Below are 19,768 nucleotides of genomic sequence, written 5' to 3'. Positions count from 1 at the left end.
TAGGAGTGTGACGATTCTCAGCCGCAGGGCCCGCGCGCGAAGCCGGATGCGGCGGGCGAGCCACAGCCGCCTGGTGCGCTCTCTCGCGCGTGCCGGGCTTATCGCGAGCGCGATCGTGCACATCCTTATCGGCGTGCTCGCGTTCTCGGTCGCAGAAGGCTATGAGGGCCACGCCGATCAGACTGGGGCGCTTGAGGCGATCGCCGACACCCCCGGTGGCGTCGTGTTGCTCTGGGTGTCGGCGGCAGCGCTGGTCGGACTCGGCGTGTGGCAGTGGACGGGGTCGCTCACGGTGCGCCCCGATGAATCGAAAGTGTTTCCGCGGTGGCTCCGCAACCATGTGAAGGCGATCGCGTTCACGGCGGTCGGTTTCGCGGCACTCGCGTTCGCGGTCGGCGGCCGGCCGAATGCGGCGGAGTCGACGCAAACCGTGAGCAGTGTGCTTATCGACCTGCCCGGCGGCGTGTTTGTGCTCGCCGCGATCGGCGGCATCGTCGGCGGAGTCGGGGTGGCGTATGTGTTCCGGGGCGTCACGCGCAACTTTCTCGAGGACACGTCGCCACCGCACAACTGGGTCGGCACTGCGGTCATCGTCATCGGCATCATCGGCCACGTCATGAAGGGTCTTTCCCTGCTCATGGTCGGGGCGCTGTTCGCGGGCGGCGCGTTTTTCACCGACTCGAGCTGGACGTCGGGCCTCGACGGTGCCATCCGCTACCTCGCCGGGCTGCCGACCGGGCCGTGGCCACTCTTCGCGGTCGCCGGCGGGTTCATGATCCACGGGCTGTATCTCGCCGCGCGGGCCGTCTACATTCGCCGGTAGACAAACCCCCACAACGTCAGCTCCCGTCGAGGTACCTCCACTCACCGCCGACCCGCACGAAGCGGCTCACCTCGTGCAGCTGCCCCGCCTCGCCATCGATGCCAGGCTTCGGCCGGTGGTACGCCGTGAATTCGACGATGCCCGCCGCGTCGCCGATCCCGCCGGCCTCCGTGCCCACGATGTCGAGCCGGTACCACCGAAGGTGTTCGTCGAGCTTGAGCGACGCCGGCCGCGTCGATGGATGCCACGTCGCCAGCAGGTAGGCCGCATGATCCACCGCGAAGGCGGAGAAGCGTGCACGCATGAGGCGTTCGGCAGTGGGGGCGGATGCTTCGCCCTGGTGGTAGCGGCCGCAGCATCCGTCATACGGCTCTCCACTGAGGCACGGGCATCGCGTTGGGGCTGCAGTCATCCGACCATCCTCGCCCACGCACACCGTCGCGTGGTTACTCGCGTCGCCGCTCGTCGCCCCCGGCATCGCTCGTCTCCGTGGCATCCGCTGTGCTCGAGGCATCCAGCGCACTGCCCGCACCCGCACCGCTCGCACGCCCGGCACCAGCACGCCCGGCGCCGATCCGCGCAGCCCGCTGCTCAGCGTCGAGCCGGTCAGCGTCTACCCCATCGACGGCTTCTCCGCGTGCCACCATGCCGGCTTTGTTGGAGAGCGGGATCTGCTTGAGGAAGAGGGCGAGCACGAATGCCAGCAGCATGAACGGAATGAGGTACCAGAAGACGGGTGCGAGCGAATCTGCATACGCTGAAACGACGCCCTCGCGCACCTCGCCCGAGAGCTGGTCGAGGGTTTGCGGGTCGAGGGTCGCGGTCGCCGTGGCGGCCTCTTCTGCGCTGGCGCCAGCGTCGGTGAAGACGCCGTAGAGGCTTTCGGCGAGGCGGTTGGTGAAGAGTGCGCCGAAAATCGCGACGCCGAGTGACGCCCCCACCTCGCGGAAGTAGTTGTTGGTGCTTGTCGCCGTGCCGACGTCTTTCGGGTCGACCGCGTTCTGCGTCACGAGCACGATGACCTGCATGACGAGGCCGAGGCCTGCGCCGAAGAAGAACAGGTACACGCAGATGAGCCAGAGGGGAGTTTCGACACTGAGTCCGGTGAGCGCCAGCATTGCGAAGGCGGTCAGCAGCGTGCCGACGATCGGGTAGCGCTTGTAGTTTCCGGACTTCGAGATGGCGAGGCCAGACCAGATTGAGGTGCCCATCAGGCCAATCATCATGGGGACCATCAATAGACCAGACACGGCAGCCGAGGTGCCGGATGACATTTGAAGGAATGTCGGCACAAACGCGATTGCTGCGAACATGGCGAGGCCCAGCGTGAAGCTGATCGCAGTCGCGTTGACAAAGATGGGGTTTTTGAAGAAGCCGAGCGGGATGATCGGATCCTGCGCTCGCGACTCAACCCACACGAAGAGCACTGCGGCGACGAGCATGCCGGCGCCCCATGCCCAGGTCTGGGGCGCAGTCCAGCCGTAGGTGCTGCTGCCGCCGAATTCGCTGAAGAAGATGAGGCAGGCTGTGGCACTCGAGAGGAACATCACCCCGAGGATGTCGATCTTTTTTGTCGCCTTCTTGCTCGGCAGTCGCAGAGCGAACCACGCGACGAGGAACGCGGCGACACCGATCGGGATGTTGATGTAGAAGGCCCACTGCCAGGTGAGGTGGTCGACGAAGAAGCCGCCCAAGAGCGGGCCAGCGACGGCCGAAATGCCGAAGACGGCGCCGATGGGGCCGAGGTATTTGCCGCGCTGGCTCGCCGGCACGATGTCGGCGATGATCGCCTGCGAGAGGATCATGAGCCCACCGCCGCCGAGCCCCTGCATCGCGCGGAACGCGACAAGGCTCCAGAAGTCGCCGGCGAATGCGCACCCGATTGAGGCGATCGTGAAGATGCCGATCGCGAGGAGAAACAGGTTGCGCCGGCCAAGCACGTCGCCGAACTTGCCGTAGATGGGCATGACGATCGTGGTGGCGAGCAGATAGGCCGTCGTGATCCAGGCTTGGTGCTCGACGCCGCCGAGTTGGCCGACGATGGTCGGCATGGCGGTCGAGACAATCGTCTGGTCGATGCTCGCGAGCATCATGCCGGCCATGAGCGCGGAGAAGATGATCCAGATTCGGCGCTGAGTGAGCGCCACAGGCGCGTGCGCGGTCATTGACGTCATGGAGTTCCTTGCCTTGTTGTGGGGAGATCATCGGCACCGGTGGCGATGGTGGTGGTGCGGTTCGGGGGCGCGCCGCAGGCGGCTGCGAAGATGGTCTTTGCCGCCTGCACCTGCTCGTCGAGGATGTCTGAAAGCATTTTGGTGTTGCCGGGGGCGATGAACTGCTGCATGCTCGAGCGCATGAGGCCGCTGACGATGGTCACGGCCGCCTTTGGCACCGGATGCTCTGAGTCGAGACCCTCGCGGGCGGCGACCATCAGCGCGAGGTAGCGGTCGTTTTCTTCGATGCGACGCAGGAGTTGCGTGAAGAGTTTCGGCTCGGTGCGCACCGCTTCGACGAAACCGTAGGCGCCGTCTGGCGTGAGCCCGATGGTGTCGAAGTTGGTGACGGCGAAGGCGACAAGGTCTTCGACGAGGGTCGGCGAGATCCCTACAGTGCCGTCGAGGCGGCCATCGAGAAACGCTGCGACAACGGCGGGGTCGAACTCGTCGTTGTGGTGACCGAGCACCGCCTGCTCTTTGCCCGGAAAGTAGTTGAAGAAGGTGCGGCGCGAAATGCCCACGTGCTCGCAGAGGTCCTCGACCGTGAAGCCTTGCAGGCCCGACTGGGCGGTGAGTTGGCGGGCGTAGGCCGAAATTTCGCGCCGCGTGCGGGCACGACGCAGTACCGCAGGTGTCTCAATTGCACTTTCGGTCACAGAGTGCATTCTTGCACTCTCACTATCAGAGTGCAACTTGTCCTAGCGTGCGCGGTCGCCCCACGTCGCGGCCGGGGCGGGATGACCGAAGAGGTACCCCTGCCCGAGCTCGTAGCCGTGCTTGACGAGCAACCGCACCTGATCGGGAGTCTCGACACCCTCTGCGAGCGCGAGCGCGCCCACCTCATGTGCCGCCGCACAGTACTTCGCCAACCCGGTCGTGTCGGGCACAGCATCCGTGGCCGCGCTCAGCACGCTCTTGTCGACCTTCACAATCGACGGTGCTGACTTTGCCACCCGTTCCAAGTCAGAGAACCGGGCACCCGCGTCGTCGATGAGCAGCACGACGCCGAGATCACGAATGACCTCCTGAAGCCGGTCATAGAAGCTCACGGCCGACATCTCCGAGAGTTCGATACCCCACTCTCGGGAGTGATTCTCGTGAATCATGGTCGCCAGACGTGAATCTACGAGCGTTTCGGCGCTCGCGTTGAACGCAACAAAGTGCTCGGCGGGCAGCTCCCTGCTCTCGTCGAGCGCCGTCGCGATGAGTGCCAACTCAAGCTCGACCAGGTCACCGAGCTTGCGGGAATCGTAGAGGTGCTCGATCGGCGAGCGTCCGTCTTCAAATCGCGCGAGAGCCTCATAGCCGAGGATTTGCCAGTCGGCAAGGCGGACGATTGGCTGGAACACCACCTCGTGTTTCACAGCAAAACTCCCTCTTCGGCACAGACTCGTCACCACTCGCGGGTGTCGCCGTCCTGCTACTCTGACCCTACAACGGAACGGTTTGATGGCGTACCGAAGGCGGAGCGGGCGAATGGACGATCGCATCCACGGGGGGAGCCCGGTGCAGCGCCCCAACGAGCCCAGCGCTTCAGACGGCGTTCACCGTAGTGCCGGCCAGATGACCCCCAGGCCCTCGACGATTCCCGATCCCCACCCCTTTGTGCCAGACTCCTCCGGGCTCATACACCGCTATGGAATTGTCATCGGCGCGAGCTCGAGGCTCCCGGATGCTGTCGTCGTTTCTATCTCCGATTCGTGCGAAACGCTGTGGGGGGTGCGACCTGAGGAGATACTCGGGCGCCCCGTCGTCGACTTCATTCGGTGGCCGAAACAGCGCAAAGTGTCACCGGGGGTCGAGCGCCTCGGGCCAATCCGCGCTCAGGACTTCGCGGGCACCGAGTGGTTCGTCACCCTGACCTCCGCGTTCAGGCAGCCAATGGTGCACCTCGAACCGGTGACCGACGATGCCGATACCGATACGACCCTCTGGCTCGCGACCTCCATCGAGCGCATCGAGTACATCGAGAACATCGATGAGCTCTGGGAGGAGGGGTGCGAGAACATCCGCGATCTTCTGCGGTTCGACCGCACCATGGCGGTGCGCATTCACAATGACAGTCACGGCGAGGTCATTGCAGAGTCACTCAGCGGTGAGATGTCGTCGTGCCGCGGCTTTCACTTTCCGCCGACGGCCGGCCCGGTGACCGAGCGCGTGCAGCTCATGTCGGTGCGCTCCGTCAGTGCGCACAACGTTGACGAAGTGCCGTCGCTGATCGTGCCAAGGGTCGACCCACACGGTCGGCCGTGGGATCTCTCGCTTTCGCCACTTCGTCGGCCATTCGCCGCCCGCTTCGAGATCACGCGGTCGCTCGGCGCGGCCGCGAGCTTCATCCTTCACCTCGCTGGGCTCGACGACACGTCGTATGCGATCGTCTCGCATTCTGTGACACCACGCTCTGTGACGCCGCTGGTTCGATCGGCCGCTGAACTCTATGCGCGCGCACTTCACGCGCGGGTCGACACGATCCAGCGTTCGGCCGACGCTCAACGCCGAGCCGAGATCGCAGAGCTGCAGCGCCGCATCGTCAGAAGCGTCGACTTGAGCGCGGCGTCGCACGACGCCGAACACCGCGATGCACTGTCAGATCTGCTTCGTCTCGTTGCCGCGGATGCCGCGATCATCTCGATCGGCGATGACCGCCGTGTGCTCGGCAACCTCAAGGACGACGAGCTTGCGGCGGTCGACGAAACCGTGCGTGTGTGGCTCAAGACGTTGAGCCGGCACGGCGCCCTCATGACCGACCACGCCCGGCAACTGCATCCTCGCCTCGCTCTCGCTGCGCCGAATGTCGCCGGGCTGCTCGCCGCGTCGGTCGGGTCGGTCGGCGACTATCTGTGCTGGGTGCGGCGGCCGGTCGAACGCACGGTGCGCTGGCTTCCCATGGGCTCTGTGACCGAACCTGGCGAAACCCCGGCGCCGTGGACGGAGCAGATTACCGACCGCTCAAAGGTATGGAATACGCGCAACCGCCTCTCCGCAGAGTCGCTCGCGCGCGAGCTGGAAGACACCATGCTGCGACGTGCACAGGCTGAACTCGCCCAGCTCGCGCTCGTCGATGCGCTGACAGGCCTGCCCAACCGCAGGCTCGTGCTCGACCGTGTCGACAAGGCCATCGGACGCGCCGACCGCGGCCACCACTTCACGCTGCTCTTTCTCGACCTCAACGATTTCAAGGCCGTCAACGACCGCTACGGCCACCTGGCTGGTGACGAGGTTCTCATCGAAACAGCGAGGCGACTCGAAGCGTCTGTGCGCGACGGCGACACCGTGGCGAGACTCGCGGGTGATGAGTTTGTTGTCCTCTGTGAAAACACCAAGCCCGGCGAAGAACCGATCGTCGCCGAGCGCATCCGCGAGAGCTTCGCCACACCGTTCGTGGTAAACGGCCGCGAGTTTGAGGTGGGCGTCGCCATCGGTGTCGCCGATCTCGAGTTGGGCCTCGATGCCCCGAGCCTGCTCGACCGAGCCGACCACGCCATGTATTCGGCGAAGTCGGCGATGAAGCGTCCGTAACGCCAGCATCGATACGCGCAGCGGCGTGGAGGCAGGGTCAGACTGAGACTATGCATCGTCTTGTTCGTCTCCTCACGCGGTACCCCGTCATCACGGCGACGCTTGCCGTTGCGATCGTCGTGCTCGCGCTCGAGCTCGGGGGTCTGCCCGTCGTCGCGCGCTGGACTGCGAGCGTTTTCGTCGCGCTGGTGATTGCGCGCACGGCATTTGGCATGGTGAGCGATGTTGTGCGCGGACACTTCGGGCTCGACATCCTCGCCGTCATCGCGATGGGGGCGACCCTCGCGGTGGGCGAATACATCGCGTCACTCATCATCGTGCTCATGCTCTCGGGTGGCGAAGCGCTCGAAGATTTCGCGCAGCGGCGTGCCGCCCGCGAGCTCACGGCGCTGCTCGACCGTTCGCCCCAGCTCGCTCACGTGCTCGCCGGTTCAGATCACGACATTGAGCGTGTGCGGGATGTCGCCGCCGACGCCGTGCAGGTTGGCGACGTGCTGCTGGTGCGACCGTCTGAGATTGTTCCCGTCGATGGTGAACTCCTCAGCGGTGGCACGTTCGATGAATCGTCGCTCACGGGCGAGAGCCTGCCGGTGAGCAGGGACGCTGGGGAGGAGGTGCTCTCCGGCGCGATCAACGGCTCGCGGGCGGTGCGGATGCGCGCGGTGCGCAGCAGCGCCGACAGCCAGTACCAACAGATCGTCGCTCTTGTGCGCGAAGCTCAGGCGTCGCAGGCACCGGTCGTGCGTCTCGCAGACCGCTTCGCGATCCCCTTCACCGCCGTGTCGCTCGCGATCGCTGGTGTCGCCTGGGCGGTGTCGGGCGACGCCTCGCGGTTCGCCGAAGTGTTGGTGCTCGCCACCCCGTGTCCCCTCCTTATCGCCGCGCCCGTCGCGTTTCTCGGCGGTCTCTCCCGGGCGGCAAAGGCGGGCGTCATCGTGAAGGGCGGCGCAGTGCTCGAACAGCTCGCGCGGGTGCGCTCCGCCGCATTCGACAAGACCGGAACGCTCACGCAGGGCAGGCCAGAACTCGTCGCCGTTGCTCCGGTTGATGGGGTTGATGCCGACGAGCTGCTGCTGCTCGCGGCATCCGCCGAGCAGTATTCGAGCCATGTGCTCGCCGACAGTGTGTGCCGTGCCGCGACCGAACGAGGGCTGACGCTGCTGCCGGCGAGCGAGGCAAGCGAAATCGCGACCGCCGGCGTCACCGCGGTCATCGGCGGCAGAGTTGTCGTGGTCGGCAAGCCCGCGCACGTGGCCGAGATCGCCCCCGAGACCAGCATCGTGCCGCTGCCGGCAGGGCAGGCCGCCGCCTACGTCGCCATCGATGGGCGGTTTGCCGGAACCCTGGTGCTCGCCGACGACATCAGACCAGAATCCCGAGCGGTCATCGAATGGCTCAGCCAGAACGGCGTGGAGCGCATCGTCATGCTCACCGGCGACGTCACGAGCACGGCGGAGGGGATGGCCGCGCAGGCGGGCATCACCGAAGTGCACGCGGAACTTCTCCCGGCGCAGAAGGTCAGCCTCGCCGCCGGCCTCGCTCCGCGCCCCCTGCTCATGGTCGGTGATGGGGTGAATGATGCTCCCGTGCTCGCGGCAGCCGACATCGGTATCGCGATGGGGGCCCGCGGCGCAACCGCCGCAGGCGAGGCCGCCGACGCTGTCGCCCTCACCGATTCGCTCGTTGGTGTTGCCGACGTTGTAGCAATCGGGCGGCACACACTGCGTGTTGCGTATGCCGCCATCTGGATGGGCATCGCGCTGAGCGTTGGGCTGATGCTCGTTGCCACCACTGGCGTGATCCCCGCGGTCGCGGGGGCGCTGACACAGGAGCTTGTCGACCTGGCGACGATTCTCTATGCGCTCCGGGCGTTGACAGGGCCGCGGGCGGCGCTCGACACAGCGACCACCGCAACAGCCTCACAAGCCCTCAGCGGCGGTGCGCGGGGAACGTAATGAAACCCGGTCGCGACGGACACGGAACGGAAACCTCCGCTGCCTAGCCTCGTGAGTGGCCCGCGGTTCCGGCCGGCAACCACCCCTGCACCCCACGGAGCGTGTCCCATGTCGTATGTGAAACCCGCCGACCTCGTCACCTCGATGATCGACGCCGGCGAAGCCAAAGTCCTCATGTCCACTCGAGACACGCTCGTGCGTGCCACCATGGGCGGGGCACTCCTCGCTCTCGCCGCCGCCTTCGCCATCACCGTTTCGGTTACGACCGGGTCGACCCTGCTGGGGGCCCTCCTCTTCCCGGTCGGCTTCATCATGCTCTATCTCATGGGCTACGACCTCCTCACGGGTGTCTTCGTGCTCGCACCGTTGGCATGGCTCGACAAACGCCCCGGCGTGACGGTGCGGGGTGTGCTGCGCAACTGGGGGCTCGTGTTCGTCGGCAACTTCATCGGGGCTTTCACGGTGGCGGTGCTCATGGCCATCGTCGTCACCTACGGCTTCGACACGGCACCGAACGAGGTCGGTGAGGCCATCGGCCACATCGGCGAAGGTCGCACGGTGGGCTATGCCGACCACGGGGCCGCTGGCATGCTCACCCTCTTCGTGCGCGGGGTGCTCTGCAACTGGATGGTGTCGGTGGGCGTCGCAGGAGCCATGATCGCAAAGGATGTCCCGGGCAAAGCGCTCGCGATGTGGATGCCCATCATGCTCTTCTTCTACATGGGCTTCGAGCACTCGATCGTGAACATGTTCCTCTTCCCTTCTGGCCTGCTGCTCGGCGCCGACTTCACGATCATGGACTACCTCGTGTGGAACGAAATCCCGACCGTGCTCGGCAACCTCGTCGGCGGGCTGCTCTTCACCGCCCTCCCGCTCTACTTCACCCACGCCCGCACCAAGGCGCAGCGCGCCATCGTCGCGAGCACACCGCGCATCCCCGCCTGATCTGACCCCAGGCACCAAAGCTCAGTCTCGCGAAGCTGAGAGCGAAGGCCGCCCGCCCCGATACCGGGGTGGGCGGCCTTGTGCGGTGGCCTTGCGCTGCTTCGAGGCGATGCGTTAGCGTCCGAGACACGCGGACATCGTCCGCCATGGGGGATCCAATGAAACGCTCGGCATACCGGCATGCATTGACGGTGCTGCTTGTCGCGTTCGCCGCGATCCCGAGCGGATGCACCTCGCCTGCAGAGAGCCAAGTCGAGCTCACCCCGCGCGAACCGTGCGCGACTCTGGTACCTATCAAAGTCGAAGACTTAGCCGACGTTGCGAGCGAAGACTGCGACCACCAAGGCCGCATCCTTATCTTTCCCACCGGGCGCGAAATCGAGGCCCCCGCGCTCGGACACATTTACAACTTCACGTCGGGAGCACTCGACGAAACCAGTAGCTACACGATGTTTAACTACGGCGGTGGCGGCATCGTGGCGGTATGGGTCAAGTGCGTCGATGAAGCGCCACTCGAGCCCAAATACTATGGCGACCCAGACGTCATCGAACGTGACAAAGCATTCTTATCCGGACAGCTGCATCCCGAAGACTGCATACTGCCGAAGAAGGTCGACTAGGTGTTGACGCGGGCACATCCTCCAGTTGAAGGAGTGTGATGAATCGCTCGATGCTTCGGCAAGCGTTGGCGCTGCTGCTTGTCGCGTTCGCCGCGATCCCGAGCGGATGCACCTCTTCCCCCGAGAGCCAAGTCGAGATCACCATGCGGGAGCCGTGCGCAAATCTGGACCCTATTAGGGTCGAAGACCTCGCCGACGCTGCGAAAGAAGACTGCGACCACGAAGGGCGCATCCTCATCTTTCCAACCGGGCGCGAAATCGAGGCGCCCGGATCTGGCGAGATCCACAACAAGTCATCGGGCGCATCCGATGAAGATAGTTCGTACACGACGCTGAACTACGGTGGGGCAGGCATTGTGGCGGTGTGGGTCCAGTGCTCCGACGACGCACCGGTCGAGACCACCTTTTATGGCGATTCCGACATCATAAAACTCGACAAAGCGTTCCTGGAAGGGCAGCTGCACGACGACTCCTGTGTGCGACCGACGAAGGTCGACTAGGTGCCGAAGCGGGGTACGTCTCTAGGTGCGAGGGTGGTAATGATTCGTTCGGTGCACCGGCAAGCGTTGGCGGTGCTGCTTGTGGCGTTCGCCGCGATCCCGAGCGGGTGCACCGCTCCAGCTGAGGGCCAGGTCGAGCTCACCAGGCGCGAACCGTGCGCAAATCTGGACCCCATTAGGGTCGAAGACTTAGCCGCCGCGGCGAGCGAAAACTGCGACCACGAAGGCCGCATCCTCATCTTTCCAACCGGGCGCGAGATCGAGGCTCCTCCGCTCGGGAGCAACTACAATCTCGCGTCGGGAGCTCTCGACGAAACCAGCACCTACACGATGCTGAACTACGGCGGAGCCGGCATCGTGGCGGTGTGGGTCAAGTGCGTCGACGGAGCACCCCTCGAGCCCAAATACTACGGCGACCTCGACGTCATCGAACTAGACAAAGAGTTCATATCCCGGCAACTGCATACGGAGCGTTGCGTACCACCGACGAAGGTCGACTAGCCAGCTGCTACCCCTGCAACGGCTGCTGCGTGAACGGCAATACCCGGCGCAGCACATCGGCGACCGTCACCACACCGATGAAGCGGCCGCCGTCGTTCACCGCCGCCAGCTGTTCGCCGGCACCGCGGATGCGCGACAACGCTTCATAGACCGGCATGTCGGCCGGCAGCGTGAAGACGGGGCGTGCAACATCGGTGATGGGGCGATCGGCGTCTTCGAGCAGGGTGTCTCGCACATGGACCACACCCCACATCGAGCCGACGTCGTCGTGGACGAGGATGCGGAGATGGCCGGAGCGCGACGCCGCCCGCTGCACATCACCGATCGTGGCGTCGGCCGCCACGGAGGTCGGCGATGCATCGTCAGGGATGAGCGAGGCGACGGTGAGGCTTTCGAGTTCGAGCACACCGGAAAGCTGGCTGCGAAACGAATCATCGAGCGTGCCCGCCGTCGCAGAGTGCTCGACAAGAAAGCGGATGGTTTCGGCGTCTTGTCCGCGCACCGCCGCCCGTTCGACCGGGGTCACACCGCTCGCGGCGACAAGCCGGTTGGCGAGGTGGTTGACCCACGTCAGGAGGGGGCGAACCAGCCACACGAACCCGCGCGACGGGATGCCGATGAGCTTCGCCGAGACCTCCGGGTGCGCGATCGCCCACGACTTCGGGGCCATCTCGCCCACGACGAGGTGGAGGAAGGTGACGAAGAACAGCGACAGCACGAAGGCGGTGACATCGGAGATTTGCGTCGGGATTCCCCATGAGGCGAAGACGGGGCCGAGCCACGCATCGACGGCAGGTTTGGTGACGGCACCGAGCGCGAAGGTGCACGCCGTGATGCCGAGCTGCGCGCCGGCGAGCATCATGGTGAGTTCGTTGATGCCGCGAAGCGCCGCGCGGGCGGACCGGCTCGTGTGCGCCTCGGCCTCAAGCCGGTGCGAACGCGCGCTCATGAGCGCAAACTCGATGATGACGAAGAAGGCGCTGAGCACGATCAGCAGCGCGGTCACGAGGGTGACGACGAGGGGACTCATTCTTTGCTCCCCTCGGTCGAAGCATCCGCATCGGTGGCGGCATCCTCGTCGCTCGACTCAAGCAGACGCACAACGAGCTCGCTCGGCACGTGGCGCGACACCCGGAGCACGTCGATCTCGAGTTCGCGCCGCACGATGTTGTCGAATGCCATGTCGCGGGGGTTGTCTGGCAGCGCGATTGTCACGCGTTGGCCGACCGTCGGCAGGGCTCCGAGGTGCGCAATCACGAGACCTGCCACGGTCTCGTAGTCGCCCTCGGGCAGCGCATGCCCGAGCTCGCGCTCGACCTCGTCGATGTGCACGTCGCCGATCATGCGCCAGACACCATCCTCGGTCTCTTCGATGATCTCGCCGACGGCGCCGTCGTGCTCGTCGCTGAGCTCACCGACAAGCTCTTCGGCGAGGTCTTCGACCGTCACCACACCGGCGAAGCCGCCGTACTCGTCGACAACGCACGCGAGTTCGTTGCGCGACTCCGAGAGCCGGGCGAGTGCGTCAGGGAGCGACATGAGTGTGGGGATGACAAGCGGTGGCCGCATGATGCTCGAAGCGGGCACATCGTCGCCTGCCGTGTTGAGCAGCAGGTCGGTGAGCTGCACGAAGCCGACCGGTTCGTCGCTCGCGGAGATGACCGGGTAGCGGGTGTGAGCATGCGCCATGAGGGCACGAATCTCGCCGAGGGTTGTGTCGGGCGAGACGGTGCCGACCCGCGACCGCGGGATCATGGCGTGCTCGACGTCGCGATCAGGAAAATCGAGGATGCGGTCGATCAGCATCGAAAGCTCCTCCGGCAGGTCACCGGTTGCGCGTGAGTCGGCGACGATGCGCTCAAGGTCTTCTGGCGTTGCCGTCGTGTCGACGTCATGCACCGGCTCGATGCGGAAAAGTCGCAGCAGCGCGTTGGATGCGACGTCGAAGACCATGATGAGCCACCCGAAGGCGGCAAGGTAGATGGTGGTCGAACGTGCGAGCGCCCGAGCGAGCGGCTCCGGGTTCGCGATCGCCAAGTTCTTCGGGTAGAGCTCACCGAACACCATCTGCACGACCGTCGCGATGACGAGGGCGAGCACGGTGCCGACGGTGATGCTGACGGCCGCCGGAATGCCCGCATCCTCGAAGAGCACACCGAGCGATTCACCGACCAGCGGTTCGGCGACATACCCAACCAGCAGACCGGTGATGGTGATGCCGAGTTGTGCGCCCGAAAGCATGAACGAGGTGCGCTTCGTGACCTTGAGCGCGCGCTGCGCCGCCTTATCCCCAGCCTCCGCGCTGGCGCCGAGACGCACGCGGTCGACCGACATGTAGGCGAACTCTTGGGCGACAAAGTAGCCGTTCGCGACGATGATCGCCCCGATCACCACAAGCCCGAGAAGCAGGGTGAGAATTGCCTCGGTCACAGGGCACCAGCCACAGTATGGCGGCCCTCAAGGGTCAGGCAGCTGGGGTCGGGCGGAGTCGCCGGACTATGGCTGGGGTCGTCAGATGCGGGCACAACGAGTGCTCGGTGCATTGTGAGGCTTCACACACTCCAAAATAGGGACGCCCTCCAATCATGGACGATGAACGCCGCCAGCGCAATTCACCGATCAGCCGGTGTCGCCTGCCGCCCGGTCGAGACCGTCGAGCAGCCCATTCTTGCCCGGAAGGTGGTGGTAGAGCTACATCGCCTCGACCCGAGGGCGGCGCCGACCCGGCGCATGCTGACGGCGGGCAGGCCTTCGGCGTCGGCGATGTCCATCGCCGCGTCGAGCACGCGGTCGCGGCTCAGCGGGGTACGCACCGTCCTTGTCGCAACCCTACCCTCACGTGAGGGTAGGGTTGTCTGCGTGAATCGCACGGCGATCTGCCTTGCCCAAGCCCACGACGCTGGAGTGCCCCGTGACTGATGTTATCGACCGAGAAGAGACCGCTGAGCGCCTCCATCTGGCCGGTGTACTGCGGTCGCTCGAAGCCGCCCGTGAGCGCGTCGAGCGCGCCATCGACACCTCCGCGGCCGAGATTCAGGCGAACAAGGAGCTGATCTGGGCGAATCAGCGCGACATGGATCACGCCGAGAAGGCCAACATCCGCACGGTTGTTGATGTCTCGATCGGCGTCACCGAGCACGCGGCCGAGACAAAGCGACGCATCGAACGAATGGTGAAGTCGCCCTACTTTGGCCGAGTCGACTTCCGCGCCGACGGCACTCCAGCGCCGAAGCCGCACTACGTGGGCCTCCACAGCTTCCGCAACACCGACTCGATGGAGATGCTGGTCCACGACTGGCGCGCCCCGGTATCGAGCCTCTACTACGACTTCGAGTCCGGCGACGCCTTCTTCACCGCACCGGAGGGGACTGTCCACGGGGAGATCACCGGCAAGCGGCAGTACAAAATCGAGGATGGCCGACTCGAGTACATGCTTGAGAGCACGCTGAACATCGGTGACGACATCCTCAAGCAGGAGCTAAGCCGGTCTGCCGACGACAAGATGAAGAACATCGTGGCGACCATCCAGCGGGAGCAGAACGCGGTCATCCGAAACGAGACAGCCGATGTGCTGATCCTCCAGGGGGTGGCAGGCTCGGGCAAGACCTCGATCGCCCTTCACCGCGTCGCATTTCTGCTGTATCGGTTCAAAGACACCATCACCTCCGACGACGTGATGATCCTTTCGCCGAACAAGGTGTTTGGCGACTACATCAGCAGCGTCCTCCCCGAACTTGGCGAGGAGCAAGTCGCTGAGATCGACTTCGACGCGATCGCACACCGTTTCCTTCACAAAATCACTGACTTTGAAACCTTCAGTGAACAGGTCACGAAACTCCTGGAAGGCACTGACCAGGCTGCGTCGCAACGGATGTCCGCAAAGGCAACGCCCGAGTTCGTGCGCGAACTCACGGCATGGATCGACTCCCGCGCCGCCGCGGGCTTCGTGCCGGCACCGATAGTCCAACAGCATGAGCGCCTCTCCGCCGAATGGGTCGACACGACGTTCGACGCGCTCCGGATGCTGCCCATCTTCACAAGACTGGACCGACTCACCGAAACGGCCGTGCACCACCTCAGGCTGGAAGTAACCCGTCGGCGCAAGTGGACCGCCGCAGACACAACCTCGGTGCGTCGACAGGTCGCGGCAATGTTCAGCTACAAGGACGCCATCTCCATTTACCGTGCGTTCTACGACGAAAGCTCCGAACGCCGTGGGCTGTTCATGCCACTCGGCCGTAAACGAATCGAGTACGCCGATGTTTTCCCGCTCATCTATACAATGCTCTCGACGTCACGGCACGAGTCGAGTTTCAACGACATCCGCCATTTGCTCGTCGACGAAATGCAGGACTACACGCCGGTGCAGTATGCGGTGCTCCGGGCCCTCTTCTCGTGCAAGATGACCATCCTTGGCGATGCCAACCAATCGGTGAACCCGTTCAGCTCGTCGTCACTCGCGAGAATCCGCGAAATGTTCCCAGAGGCGGACACCCTCGAACTCACCAAAAGCTACCGATCCACGACGGAGATCACCGAGTTCGCTCAACGCATCTCGCGGAACGACAAGCTAGTGCCGATTGATCGTCATGGACTGCCACCACAGGTGGTGGAGTGCGCAGACACCACAATCGAGCGCGACCATATCGCCGCGCTGATCGACACGTTCACGGCAAGTGAACACCGAACACTCGGAATCATCTGCAAGACAGTGAAGCAGGCCGAATCGCTCTATGTGGGCCTCGCCGCAGCCGACATCGAACTCACCTTCCTCGACTACGGCAGCACGGCGTTCGCCGACGGTGTGGTCATCACCTCAGCCCACATCGCTAAGGGGCTGGAGTTTGACATGGTGGTCGTGCCGGGGGTGGACGAAGACAACTACTCGAACGCGATCGACCGGAGCATGCTCTACATCGCGTGCACCCGCGCAATGCACGAGCTTCACCTGACCTACCGAGGCGCTCTCTCACGGCTGCTGGACGCGTCGACGGCCTGAACAGGCCCGACGCGCTCCGCCCTACCGATGCGGACACCCGCGCGACATGACGAAGGCCCCGTCGTAACGACGGGGCCTTCACTCGGTGGACCCTAGGAGATTCGAACTCCTGACCTCCTCGATGCGAACGAGGCGCGCTACCAACTGCGCCAAGGGCCCGTGAGCGGTGTCTACGTTACCACCTCGCGCGAGGGTGTCAGACGGCGCGACGGCGGCGCAGAGCCTCGTTGATATCGGCCGGCGCCAGCTCCACATCATCGATGACACCCATGCTCGCAAAGCGGCTTGGCTGGGCTTCGACGGCGGGTGCCGACACCGCCGACTCGATGCGTGGGGTGGCCGCTTGGGCCTGCCGCAGGCTCTCTTCTGAACGATCGGATGCCTCGCGCAGTTCGGCGACGACGGTGGCCGCCGGGCGTGCCTGTGCTGCGGCAGGCTGCGCGGTCACGGATTGCGGCGCTGCGGTCGCGCGTGCGAGGCGAGCGGCGGCATCCGCGAAGCTCACATGCGGGGCCGCTGGGGCCTCGGTGCGCGAGAGGTAGAGCGGCTTGGGGATGGCATTCGGCGTCCAGCTGGTGGTCGTGCGGGGCGTAGCCTGCTCGCCCTGCCAGAGATCTTGGACGGGCGACGCGACGGGTGCGGTGTGCTGCACCTCGGCGGCGAGTTGGCGGCGGGCAGTCGAGACGGCAGCGAGCTGGCCGAGCAGCACGACGGCACCGGCCCCGATCACTGCGGAGGCGACGAGCAGCACGACCCCAATGCCGGCGACGGCCTGTGTGATTCCCGTCACGATGCCAACGATCGCAGCGATGAGCACGAGTGTGGTCACCAGTCGCGAGCGACGGAGGCGACGTGACGACGTGGAGCTGCGGGCGACATGGGCGGCAATGGCCGGCTGTGTCTCGGCAAGTTTGCGCACGGCGGCGCGCGCGTCGGCGGCCTGCTGGGCGCGTTCGATGGCGCGGGTCCGCTGCATTTCGCGGTGCATGACTTTCTCCTGTTCGGCAACGCTGCGGGCCGAATTCTCTACCCGGACCTGCTCCGGCATTTCGGCTGTCTCGGCGAGGATGCGGAGCGTCTGCTGCAGTCGCACGGTGTTGCGTTCGGTCGAAAGGTATTCCCGTCGACGAAACCAGGTCGGCACGAGGTAGGCGAGCCAGAGCACCGCGGCGAGCGCGATGACAATGCTCGAACTGAACCCCTCGAATCCCATGTCGTCAACGGTACGAGCGGGCGCTCGCATCGGCCCTCAAGCGGCGGGGTGTGTCTCGCCACGACCCCCGCCACCCCCACCTTGCGGGGGTGCCGCAGCGCAGCGCACAAACCTAGGCTGAAGTCGCCTCTGCGCACGGTGTTTCCCCCTCACCAGGGCGTTCCCCGCGTCACGCGTGGAGGTGAGTGCCGGCCCGTCGCCTCGATGATGGGTCGGCGCTGCGTTGCCTTATTCCGCAGCATCCGTTTCGTGCAGACCGAACTGCTGCAGGGCTAGGGGCGCTGCACTCCAGATGCCCGCCAGTCTGCCTCGGGGATTTCGGCGTTGAGCGCCGGCACACGGTCGTCTCGCCACCGGCGCAGCACACCCTGTCGCACCTCTTCGACCACGAGGGCAAAACAGAAGTGGTCGCGCCAATCACCGTCAATGTGGATGTAGCGGCGCCGGAGCCCCTCATAACGGAACCCGAGCTTTTCAACCACCCGCAGCGATGCGGTGTTCTCCGGCCTGATACAAATCTCCATACGGTGCAAACCGAGGGTGAAGAAGCAGTGGTCGGTGGCGAGCGCCACGGCGGCCGGCGTCACATTGCGACCCGCGAAGCGTTCCGACACCCAGTAGCCGAGCGTCGCCGAGGCGAGCGAGCCGTAGGTAATGCCTGACACGTTGAGCTGGCCCGCGAATTCCCCATCGACCTCGATCGCGAACGGCAGCCCCTGCCCAGTTCGCGCATGACTCAGCAGGTTGCGGATGCTGTACTTGACGTCGAACTCGGTCGGACCGTATGGGCTCGTCGCCTCCCAACGGTGCAGCCACGAACGGTTGTCGAGCAGTTCGCGCTCAAGTTGGCGTGCATCGCGCACCCGGATTGGTCGTATCGTCACCGCGCCCTCACTGAGCGTCGGCAGGGGGGCCGTCATGACTCAGTCCAGCGTCGCCACGAAATCCTTCAGCCAGGGCCGAAGCTCCTCGCCGAGGTCATCACGGTCCATCGCAAGCTGCACGATGGCTTTGATGTAGTCCGCCCGGTCACCCGTGTCGTAGCGGCGACCGCGGAACACCACGCCGTAAACGCCACCGGTGGCTTCCGGGGCTTCGGCCATCGTCTGGAGGGCATCCGTCAACTGAATTTCGCCGCCCTTGCCAGGCTTGGTGCGCTCCAGGATGCGGAACACCTCCGGCATGAGCACGTAGCGGCCGATGATGGCGTAGTTCGATGGTGCCTCGCCCGGCGCTGGCTTCTCCACCATGCCGGTGATGCGCACGACGTCGTCGGTGTCGGTCTTCTCGACCGTGGCGATGCCATACATGTGGGTCTGCGACGGGTCGACCTCGAGGAGGGCGACGACGGATGCTTGGCGCTTGCCCTGCTCCTCGATCATGCGAGTGAGCAGCACGTCACGGTCGTCGATGATGTCGTCACCGAGCAGCACCGCGAAAGGCTCATTGCCCACATGCATTTTGGCGCGGAGCACGGCGTGACCGAGGCCGAGGGGGTTGCCCTGCCGCACGTAGTGCATGTCGGCGAGTTCGGTCGAGAAGTTCACTTTGGCGAGACGCTCGCGGTCGCCCTTCTTCTCGAGTGTCGCTTCGAGCTCACTGTTGTGGTCGAAATGGTTCTCGAGGGCGTTCTTGTTGCGACCCGTGATCATGAGCACGTCAGTGAGGCCGGCACCAACCGCCTCCTCCACGACGTATTGAATCGCCGGCTTGTCCACAACCGGGAGCATCTCCTTCGGCATCGCTTTCGTTGCGGGGAGGAACCTCGTGCCCAGGCCCGCTGCTGGAATGACCGCTTTCGTGATGGTGAACGCCATACGGCATACAGTACCTTTCCCTAGGATGGCTTCTATGTCAGATGAGTTACCGAACCGCAAACGCGCACTTCGCGCCGAGCTTCGGGAACGGCGGCGAAACCTGACGAGCAGCGAGCTAGAGCACGCCACCGAGCAGTTCACGCTCCACCTCACGACGCTGACAGAGGGCCTCGGCGCCCGGTATGTGGCGGCGTATCTGCCGAACCCGGATGAGCCGAACATCCGCCCCTGGCTCAACTGGGCGCACGAGCAGGGCATCCGCGTGCTGCTGCCGATCTCCCGCATCGACGGACTCCTCGACTGGGTTGTCGGCGACGGGGAGAGCGAGCAGCCTGGAGAGTTCGGCGTGCCAGAGGCGATCGGCGAAGTGCTCGGCCCGATCGCGATCAACGAGGTCGACCTCATTGTGGTGCCAGCGGCATCCGTCGACCGCGCAGGTATGCGCATGGGCTGGGGTCGTGGCTATTACGACCGGATGCTCGGGTCAATGGAGCAGTGCCCGCCGGTTTATGCTGTGGTGTTCGACAATGAGCTCGTCGATGAGGTGCCAACCGAAGTGCACGACAAGCCGGTCAACGGTGTCGTCACCCCGACCGGCATCGTCGAGTTCGACTCGAACGCCTGACCATACGGCGCCTGCGCCATCACGACCGGAGCATC

General features: G+C 64.9%; 19 protein-coding genes and 1 tRNA gene. 9 read left to right on the top strand and 11 right to left on the bottom strand.

Annotated features, from left to right (window positions below):
- The first annotated feature begins 7 nt into the window (after nucleotides 1-7).
- The gene (locus ACY48M_RS06095) at nucleotides 8-823 is read left to right on the top strand and encodes a DUF1206 domain-containing protein (protein WP_462819383.1); all 816 of its coding nucleotides are present in this window, start codon (nucleotides 8-10) and stop codon (nucleotides 821-823) included.
- Between the two features lie 16 nt (nucleotides 824-839).
- Here the strand turns inward: ACY48M_RS06095 and ACY48M_RS06090 are convergent, their stop codons facing one another.
- Genes ACY48M_RS06090 through ACY48M_RS06075 form a run of 4 tightly spaced genes read right to left on the bottom strand, consistent with a single transcriptional unit; the run spans nucleotide 840 to nucleotide 4,403 of the window.
- Nucleotides 840-1,235, bottom strand: a complete 396-nt coding sequence (locus ACY48M_RS06090) for a YchJ family protein (protein WP_462819382.1) — start codon at nucleotides 1,233-1,235, stop codon at nucleotides 840-842.
- A 34-nt stretch (nucleotides 1,236-1,269) separates the two neighbouring features.
- Nucleotides 1,270-2,997 carry an MDR family MFS transporter gene (locus ACY48M_RS06085; RefSeq protein ID WP_462819381.1) on the bottom strand — a complete coding sequence of 576 codons (1,728 nt, stop codon included), beginning with the start codon at nucleotides 2,995-2,997 and terminating at the stop codon, nucleotides 1,270-1,272.
- Nucleotides 2,994-3,695 (bottom strand): TetR/AcrR family transcriptional regulator, encoded by a 702-nt coding sequence (locus ACY48M_RS06080; protein ID WP_462819380.1) that lies wholly within the window; start codon nucleotides 3,693-3,695, stop codon nucleotides 2,994-2,996. The genes ACY48M_RS06085 and ACY48M_RS06080 overlap by 4 nt, the downstream gene beginning before the upstream one ends.
- A 42-nt stretch (nucleotides 3,696-3,737) precedes the next feature.
- The gene (locus tag ACY48M_RS06075) at nucleotides 3,738-4,403 is read right to left on the bottom strand and encodes an EAL domain-containing protein (protein WP_462819379.1); all 666 of its coding nucleotides are present in this window, start codon (nucleotides 4,401-4,403) and stop codon (nucleotides 3,738-3,740) included.
- A gap of 199 nt (nucleotides 4,404-4,602) precedes the next feature.
- On the opposite strand from ACY48M_RS06075, the gene ACY48M_RS06070 reads away from it, so the two are divergent.
- The 6 genes from ACY48M_RS06070 (at nucleotide 4,603) to ACY48M_RS06045 (ending at nucleotide 11,079) form a co-directional block, all read left to right on the top strand.
- Entirely contained in the window at nucleotides 4,603-6,558 is a 1,956-nt protein-coding gene (locus ACY48M_RS06070) for a diguanylate cyclase domain-containing protein (protein ID WP_462819378.1), read from the top strand.
- A 50-nt stretch (nucleotides 6,559-6,608) separates the two neighbouring features.
- On the top strand, nucleotides 6,609-8,513 hold the full coding sequence (locus ACY48M_RS06065; protein WP_462819377.1) for a heavy metal translocating P-type ATPase: 1,905 nt from the start codon (nucleotides 6,609-6,611) through the stop codon (nucleotides 8,511-8,513).
- Between the two features lie 108 nt (nucleotides 8,514-8,621).
- Nucleotides 8,622-9,458, top strand: coding sequence for a formate/nitrite transporter family protein (locus ACY48M_RS06060; protein WP_462819376.1), 837 nt, complete (start codon nucleotides 8,622-8,624; stop codon nucleotides 9,456-9,458).
- Nucleotides 9,459-9,616: 158 nt separating this feature from the next.
- Nucleotides 9,617-10,078, top strand: a complete 462-nt coding sequence (locus ACY48M_RS06055; RefSeq protein WP_462819375.1) for a hypothetical protein — start codon at nucleotides 9,617-9,619, stop codon at nucleotides 10,076-10,078.
- Between the two features lie 50 nt (nucleotides 10,079-10,128).
- The gene (locus ACY48M_RS06050) at nucleotides 10,129-10,578 is read left to right on the top strand and encodes a hypothetical protein (protein ID WP_462819374.1); all 450 of its coding nucleotides are present in this window, start codon (nucleotides 10,129-10,131) and stop codon (nucleotides 10,576-10,578) included.
- A gap of 51 nt (nucleotides 10,579-10,629) precedes the next feature.
- Nucleotides 10,630-11,079 carry a hypothetical protein gene (locus ACY48M_RS06045; protein ID WP_462819373.1) on the top strand — a complete coding sequence of 150 codons (450 nt, stop codon included), beginning with the start codon at nucleotides 10,630-10,632 and terminating at the stop codon, nucleotides 11,077-11,079.
- Nucleotides 11,080-11,086: 7 nt separating this feature from the next.
- On the opposite strand, the gene ACY48M_RS06040 is transcribed toward ACY48M_RS06045, so the two are convergent.
- The 3 genes from ACY48M_RS06040 to ACY48M_RS06030 all read right to left on the bottom strand — a co-directional run bounded on the left by ACY48M_RS06040 (nucleotide 11,087) and on the right by ACY48M_RS06030 (nucleotide 13,892).
- Nucleotides 11,087-12,109 carry a hemolysin family protein gene (locus tag ACY48M_RS06040; protein ID WP_462819372.1) on the bottom strand — a complete coding sequence of 341 codons (1,023 nt, stop codon included), beginning with the start codon at nucleotides 12,107-12,109 and terminating at the stop codon, nucleotides 11,087-11,089.
- Complete coding sequence (locus ACY48M_RS06035) at nucleotides 12,106-13,509, bottom strand: hemolysin family protein (protein ID WP_462819371.1); 1,404 nt, start codon at nucleotides 13,507-13,509, stop codon at nucleotides 12,106-12,108. Before ACY48M_RS06035 ends, ACY48M_RS06040 begins: the two co-directional genes overlap by 4 nt.
- Nucleotides 13,510-13,691: 182 nt before the next feature.
- Complete coding sequence (locus tag ACY48M_RS06030; RefSeq protein ID WP_462819370.1) at nucleotides 13,692-13,892, bottom strand: hypothetical protein; 201 nt, start codon at nucleotides 13,890-13,892, stop codon at nucleotides 13,692-13,694.
- Between the two features lie 98 nt (nucleotides 13,893-13,990).
- Between ACY48M_RS06030 and ACY48M_RS06025 the strand changes: the two genes are divergently transcribed.
- Nucleotides 13,991-16,078, top strand: a complete 2,088-nt coding sequence (locus tag ACY48M_RS06025; RefSeq protein WP_462819369.1) for a HelD family protein — start codon at nucleotides 13,991-13,993, stop codon at nucleotides 16,076-16,078.
- Nucleotides 16,079-16,164: 86 nt separating this feature from the next.
- On the opposite strand, the gene ACY48M_RS06020 is transcribed toward ACY48M_RS06025, so the two are convergent.
- The 4 genes from ACY48M_RS06020 to galU all read right to left on the bottom strand — a co-directional run bounded on the left by ACY48M_RS06020 (nucleotide 16,165) and on the right by galU (nucleotide 19,108).
- Nucleotides 16,165-16,237: transfer RNA gene (locus ACY48M_RS06020), tRNA-Ala, on the bottom strand.
- 37 nt (nucleotides 16,238-16,274) lie between these two features.
- The gene (locus ACY48M_RS06015) at nucleotides 16,275-17,291 is read right to left on the bottom strand and encodes a hypothetical protein (RefSeq protein WP_462819368.1); all 1,017 of its coding nucleotides are present in this window, start codon (nucleotides 17,289-17,291) and stop codon (nucleotides 16,275-16,277) included.
- Nucleotides 17,292-17,563: 272 nt separating this feature from the next.
- On the bottom strand, nucleotides 17,564-18,211 hold the full coding sequence (locus ACY48M_RS06010; RefSeq protein WP_462819367.1) for a GNAT family N-acetyltransferase: 648 nt from the start codon (nucleotides 18,209-18,211) through the stop codon (nucleotides 17,564-17,566).
- Between the two features lie 3 nt (nucleotides 18,212-18,214).
- On the bottom strand, nucleotides 18,215-19,108 hold the full coding sequence (galU, locus tag ACY48M_RS06005; RefSeq protein ID WP_462819366.1) for a UTP--glucose-1-phosphate uridylyltransferase GalU: 894 nt from the start codon (nucleotides 19,106-19,108) through the stop codon (nucleotides 18,215-18,217).
- A 34-nt stretch (nucleotides 19,109-19,142) separates the two neighbouring features.
- On the opposite strand from galU, the gene ACY48M_RS06000 reads away from it, so the two are divergent.
- A complete protein-coding gene (locus ACY48M_RS06000; protein WP_462819365.1) occupies nucleotides 19,143-19,733 on the top strand; it encodes a 5-formyltetrahydrofolate cyclo-ligase in 591 nt (196 codons plus the stop codon).
- The last annotated feature ends 35 nt before the right edge of the window (nucleotides 19,734-19,768 follow it).

Source organism: Homoserinimonas flava (genome assembly GCF_054969005.1).
This window is presented reverse-complemented; position numbering and strand designations above follow the sequence as displayed.

Coding starts and splice junctions, on each gene's coding strand:
- ACY48M_RS06085 (WP_462819381.1), bottom strand. CDS start 2,997: ATGACGTCAATGACCGCGCACGCGCCTGTGGCGCTCACTCAGCGCCGA.
- ACY48M_RS06070 (WP_462819378.1), top strand. CDS start 4,603: ATGACCCCCAGGCCCTCGACGATTCCCGATCCCCACCCCTTTGTGCCA.
- ACY48M_RS06050 (WP_462819374.1), top strand. CDS start 10,129: ATGCTTCGGCAAGCGTTGGCGCTGCTGCTTGTCGCGTTCGCCGCGATC.
- ACY48M_RS06010 (WP_462819367.1), bottom strand. CDS start 18,211: ATGACGGCCCCCCTGCCGACGCTCAGTGAGGGCGCGGTGACGATACGA.
- ACY48M_RS06090 (WP_462819382.1), bottom strand. CDS start 1,235: ATGACTGCAGCCCCAACGCGATGCCCGTGCCTCAGTGGAGAGCCGTAT.
- ACY48M_RS06055 (WP_462819375.1), top strand. CDS start 9,617: ATGAAACGCTCGGCATACCGGCATGCATTGACGGTGCTGCTTGTCGCG.
- ACY48M_RS06015 (WP_462819368.1), bottom strand. CDS start 17,291: ATGGGATTCGAGGGGTTCAGTTCGAGCATTGTCATCGCGCTCGCCGCG.
- ACY48M_RS06060 (WP_462819376.1), top strand. CDS start 8,622: ATGTCGTATGTGAAACCCGCCGACCTCGTCACCTCGATGATCGACGCC.
- galU (WP_462819366.1), bottom strand. CDS start 19,108: ATGGCGTTCACCATCACGAAAGCGGTCATTCCAGCAGCGGGCCTGGGC.
- ACY48M_RS06000 (WP_462819365.1), top strand. CDS start 19,143: ATGTCAGATGAGTTACCGAACCGCAAACGCGCACTTCGCGCCGAGCTT.
- ACY48M_RS06065 (WP_462819377.1), top strand. CDS start 6,609: ATGCATCGTCTTGTTCGTCTCCTCACGCGGTACCCCGTCATCACGGCG.
- ACY48M_RS06040 (WP_462819372.1), bottom strand. CDS start 12,109: ATGAGTCCCCTCGTCGTCACCCTCGTGACCGCGCTGCTGATCGTGCTC.